Source organism: Rhodovulum sp., from assembly GCF_011048875.1.
Taxonomy (GTDB): domain Bacteria; phylum Pseudomonadota; class Alphaproteobacteria; order Rhodobacterales; family Rhodobacteraceae; genus Rhodovulum; species Rhodovulum tesquicola.
This window is the reverse complement of record NZ_DSDD01000469.1, coordinates 1-4,612: the sequence shown is the minus strand read 5'-3', so window position 1 is coordinate 4,612 and position 4,612 is coordinate 1. Positions and strand designations below refer to the sequence as shown.

Genomic DNA, 4,612 nt, shown 5'->3' with positions numbered 1-4,612 from the left:
CCTGCGCATGGGGCGCGATTTCGACTGGCTGCCTGGCCGCGTCGCCGCCGAGCTGGGCCTTGGCGCGGCGGGCGCGGCCGAGGGCGGCGCCGAGGGCGTCCTGCAATCGGGGCTGAGCTGGGGCAACAGTTTCCAGACCGGGCTGGGCTGGGCCTGGGTCAATCTGGACGCGAAGGGCATCTTCCACCTTGCCGCCGCCTCCGAGACCGCGCCGCCCTCGGTCGCGGGCCTGCCCGTGACGCTGACCGGGGGCTACAAGCTGGACCTGACGCTGGGACTGAACCTGTCCGAGCGGATGCAGGTCAGCCTCGAGATGCGCTTCGAGGATCCGGCCGAGGGCGCGGACAGCCTGCGCCTTGTCCCCGCCATCGCCCGGCGCGTGGGCAGGCGCGGCTGGATCAGCCTGGGCGCCGTCGTCGGGCTGGACGGCACCAGCGCGTCGGGCCTGGTGCTGGGCAGCCGGGTCGAGTTCTGAGCGTTCCCCGATTCGAGCCCGCGCCCCGGTTTGCGCGGCACCGTTCCCCCGCGGCGAACAATCCCCGCCCTACCCCTCCGCATTGCCCGGATGCACCGGCACAATGAATCGCGAAACTTTGACAGGTCGGGCGGGATCGCGGCAGGTTCGTGCTGTCTTTCTGCATTCGGGTGGGGGCCCTTGCAGATATGACCGGACCGGAAGGACTGATCGCATGGGAACCCACGACCGCCTTATGCCCCCGGGAAAGTGGCAGATCCGTCCGTTGCATGCGGGGCCGGGCGACGAGCCCATGCCCAGGCGCCGCTACGAGGTGAGCGGGCTTTGCCCCGACGGCTACCCGCAGCACTTCGTCCGTGCCCTGCCCGCCGAGCCCCATATCGACGAGGCCTTCTGCGCCTTTGCCCATGGCACGCTGATCGCCACGCCCGGCGGGCCGGTCGCGGTCGAGGATCTGCATCCCGGCATGATGCTGAGCACGGCCGATGCCGGGGCGCGGCGGCTGATCTGGGTGGGGTCCACCGTGCTGATGCCGATGACGGATGCGCTGCGCCCGATGCCGCCGATGCTGACCCGGCTGACGGCGGACAGCCTGGGCCGGGGTCGGCCGATGCCCGACCTGATCCTGGGACCGCGCGCGCGGATGCTGTTCCGCCATCCCGGCTGCCACGACATCCTGGGCACCGGCGCGGCATTCGGGCCGGCCTCGGCCCTTGTCGATGGCATGGCGCTGATCGGGCTGCGGGTGACGCGCCCGACCCGGGTGTTCCACCTGGCGCTGGAGGCGCAGCATATCCTGCTGGCCAATGGCGTCGAGGTCGAGAGCTACCACCCCGGCGAGAATGCCGCCGACCTGATGGACCCGGCCGCGGGGCTGCGATTCCTGGCGCTGTTCCCGCATCTGTGCGGGTTCGAGGGGTTCGGGCCGATGTCCCTGCCCCGGTTGACCGCCTTCGAGATGGAGCGGATGCGCGCCGTCTGACCCGCCGTCTCAGGCCTGGCGGGCAAGGCGTTCCTCGAGCACCTCGAAGGGCACGCCGGGATCGTCCTTGGCACAGCGGATCACCAGCGAGGTCTTGACGCTCGCCACATTCTCGGCCGCGGTCAGTTGCTCGGTCAGGAAGTTCTGGAAGGTGGACAGATCCGGCGCCACGCATTTGAGGATGAAATCCACCTCGCCATTCAGCATGTGGCACTCGCGCACCAGCGGCCAGGCCCGGCAGCGGTTCTCGAATTTCGTCAGGTCCGCCTCGGCCTGGCTTTGCAGTCCGACCATGGCGAAGACCTGCACCTCGAAGCCCAGCGCCCGGCTGTCCACTTCGGCGTGATAGCCGCGGATGAAGCCCGCCTCTTCCAACGTGCGCACCCGGCGCAGGCAGGGCGGCGCCGAGATTCCGACGCGGCGGGCCAGTTCCACATTGGTCATGCGCCCATCGGCCTGCAACTCGGCCAGAATCATGCGGTCGATCGCGTCGAGCTTTGCGCCGGACATCCTGCTTCCCTCGAAATTTTTGCGGATCATAGGTTCGGGGCGCGTCCTGCGCAATATTGTTTCACGCTTGCGCAAGATTTTAACGGTCCTGCCCCCCGACGCAACGCTGCGACGGATCGGCACGGCGGGGCTTCCATGGGGCGGGCGCGGTGACTATATCGGCCCGGGACGGAAAACCGCAGGACAGGAGATCGGCAGATGGGCGAGACGCGGCACAGCAAGGTTCTGATCATCGGCTCGGGTCCGGCGGGCTACACCGCCGCCGTCTATGCCAGCCGCGCCACGCTGAAGCCCCTGCTGATCCAGGGCATCCAGCCCGGCGGCCAGCTGACCATCACCACCGAGGTCGAGAACTGGCCCGGCGAGGTCGAGATCCAGGGCCCCGAGCTGATGCAGAAGATGGAGGCCCATGCCAGGGCGATGGGCACCGAGATCGTGGCCGACATCATCACCGCGCTGGACCTGTCGAAACGCCCCTTCACCGCGCAGGGCGACAGCGGCATCACCTATACCTGCGACGCGCTGATCCTGGCCACGGGGGCGCAGGCGAAATGGCTGGGCCTGCCGTCGGAGGAGAAGTTCAAGGGCTTCGGCGTCTCGGCCTGCGCCACCTGCGACGGGTTCTTCTATCGCGGGCAGGACGTGGCGGTGATCGGCGGCGGCAACGCGGCCGTGGAAGAGGCGCTTTTCCTGACCAATTTCGCCTCGAAAGTCACGCTGGTCCACCGCCGTGACGAATTGCGCGCCGAAAAGGTGTTGCAGCACCGGCTGTTCAACAATCCCAAGGTGGAAATCCTGTGGAACCATTCGCTGGACGAGGTGGTGGGCACCGAAAACCCGCTGAGCGTCGAGGGCATAAGGGTGCACGATGTCCACACCGGCACCGTCACCGAGATCCCCTGCAAGGGCGTCTTCATCGCGATCGGCCATTCGCCGGCCTCCGAACTCGTCAGGGACCAGCTTGAAACCCACATGGGCGGCTATGTCGTGACCCAGCCCGACTCGACCGCAACCTCGATCCCCGGCGTCTTTGCCGCGGGCGACCTGACGGACCACAAGTATCGCCAGGCCGTCACCTCGGCGGGCATGGGCTGCATGGCCGCGCTGGAGGCCGAACGCTTCCTCGCCGAGCACGGGCTGGACGGCAGCGCCGAGGCGGAACCGGCGGCCGGGATGTCGCAGGCCGGCTGAACATGCCGCGCCCATGGGACCGGGCGCGTTTGACAGCCCCGGGCAGCCCCACCATACTGCCCGCGATTCGGGTTTCCGTTGTCTTGGGATGCGTGGCCGCATGACCGCTCCAGTTTCCGATGCGACCGCCGGGACGACCCACCTGAACGAACTGGACGGCTTTCGCGCCCTCAGCATCCTGGCCGTGATGGCCTGCCACATGCTGCCGCTCGGCCCCGAGCAATGGGAGCTGAACTCGACCTCGGGCTATATGGGGATGAGCGTCTTCTTCGCGCTCTCGGGCTTTCTCATCACCCGGTTCCTGTGGGAACGCCCCGACATCAAGGTCTTTGCGCTGCGCCGCCTGGCACGCATCGCACCGCTGGTCCTGCTGGTCTCGGTGGTCTACGGCCTGCTGGTCGAGCAGCGCCCCGACAGCTTTCTCGCCATCAACCTTTACGTCCTGAACTACTGGACCTCGGCGATCAACCCGTCGGTCAGCCCGCTGTGGTCGCTGGCGGTCGAGATGCATTTCTATATCGGCATCGCCCTGGCCGTGCTGGTCTTCGGGCGGCGCGGTTTCCTGCTGGTGCCGGTCGTGGCGGCGCTGGTGACCGGGATGCGGGTCGAGGGCGAGGTGTTCGGCGCGATCCAGACCCATCGGCGGGTCGACGAGATCCTTGCCGGTTCGATGCTGGCGCTGGTCTTCCTGAACCGTACGCAGCCGCTGGTTGCGCGCCTCTGGCATGCGCTGCCGGTGCTGTTCTGGCCGCTCTTCCTGCTGTGGTGCCTGTCCTGCTGGCCCCCGTCCGAAGCGCTGGGCTATCTCCGGCCCTACCTGACCGCAGGGATGATGGGCTCGGTCATCGCCATGACGGGCGGCTGGCAGTCGGCGCTGCTGGGCAACCGGGTGCTGCGCTACATCGCGCTGATCTCGTTCGCGCTATATGTCTGGCACTCGCCGTTCCGCCATTACTGGTTCGCCAGCGGCGACAAGTGGGAAATCTACCTGATCAGGCGCCCGCTGGGCATTCTCGCGACCTTCGTGCTGGCGCATCTGTCCACGTTCCATTTCGAGACGCCGATCACCCGCTGGGTCCGGGACAGGACACGGTTGCAGCGACCGGCGGTCAGCTAGGCACACCGGCCCAGCGACGGGCCGCGGCGGCGAATAATCGCCTTTCCGACGATGCAAACGGGCAAGCGTCCTCCCTTATTCGCCCGCCATGGGCGTCAGACGCTTGCGCTTTGCCGCAGTTGCACGATAAGGCGCCCCCAGCGACCGGGGCCGTCCCGGCCGATCCCAGCTTGCGCCCAAGACCCAAGGTTTTCCCATGTCCCTTTCCAATCTGACCCCGATCCCCGAACTCTACGTTTCGCCCGAAAGCGCGCAGAAGCTGAAGCTCGAGGCGGGCACGCTGCCCAGCTGGGATCTGACGCCGCGCCAGATCTGCGACCTGGAACTTCTGATGAAT

At 67.6% G+C, this 4,612-nt stretch carries 5 protein-coding genes; 4 read left to right on the top strand and 1 reads right to left on the bottom strand.

Annotation, left to right across the window (positions count from 1 at the left end; genetic code table 11):
• Together ENN83_RS15935 and ENN83_RS15930 are read left to right on the top strand one after the other, a co-directional pair.
• Positions 1 to 475 (top strand): hypothetical protein (locus ENN83_RS15935; protein ID WP_414707683.1); only part of this gene is annotated, 475 nt, incomplete at its 5' end.
• Positions 476 to 767: 292 nt separating this feature from the next.
• Positions 768 to 1,457, top strand: coding sequence for a Hint domain-containing protein (locus ENN83_RS15930; RefSeq protein ID WP_287188727.1), 690 nt, complete (start codon positions 768 to 770; stop codon positions 1,455 to 1,457).
• A gap of 9 nt (positions 1,458 to 1,466) precedes the next feature.
• Here the strand turns inward: ENN83_RS15930 and ENN83_RS15925 are convergent, their stop codons facing one another.
• Positions 1,467 to 1,967, bottom strand: a complete 501-nt coding sequence (locus ENN83_RS15925) for an Lrp/AsnC family transcriptional regulator (protein ID WP_287188726.1) — start codon at positions 1,965 to 1,967, stop codon at positions 1,467 to 1,469.
• A 198-nt stretch (positions 1,968 to 2,165) separates the two neighbouring features.
• Between ENN83_RS15925 and trxB the strand changes: the two genes are divergently transcribed.
• Both trxB and ENN83_RS15915 read left to right on the top strand, forming a co-directional pair.
• On the top strand, positions 2,166 to 3,158 hold the full coding sequence (gene trxB, locus ENN83_RS15920; RefSeq protein WP_287188725.1) for a thioredoxin-disulfide reductase: 993 nt from the start codon (positions 2,166 to 2,168) through the stop codon (positions 3,156 to 3,158).
• 100 nt (positions 3,159 to 3,258) lie between these two features.
• Positions 3,259 to 4,275: an acyltransferase family protein gene (locus ENN83_RS15915; RefSeq protein WP_287188724.1), complete on the top strand. Its 1,017-nt coding sequence runs from the start codon at positions 3,259 to 3,261 to the stop codon at positions 4,273 to 4,275.
• Positions 4,276 to 4,612: the final 337 nt, after the last annotated feature.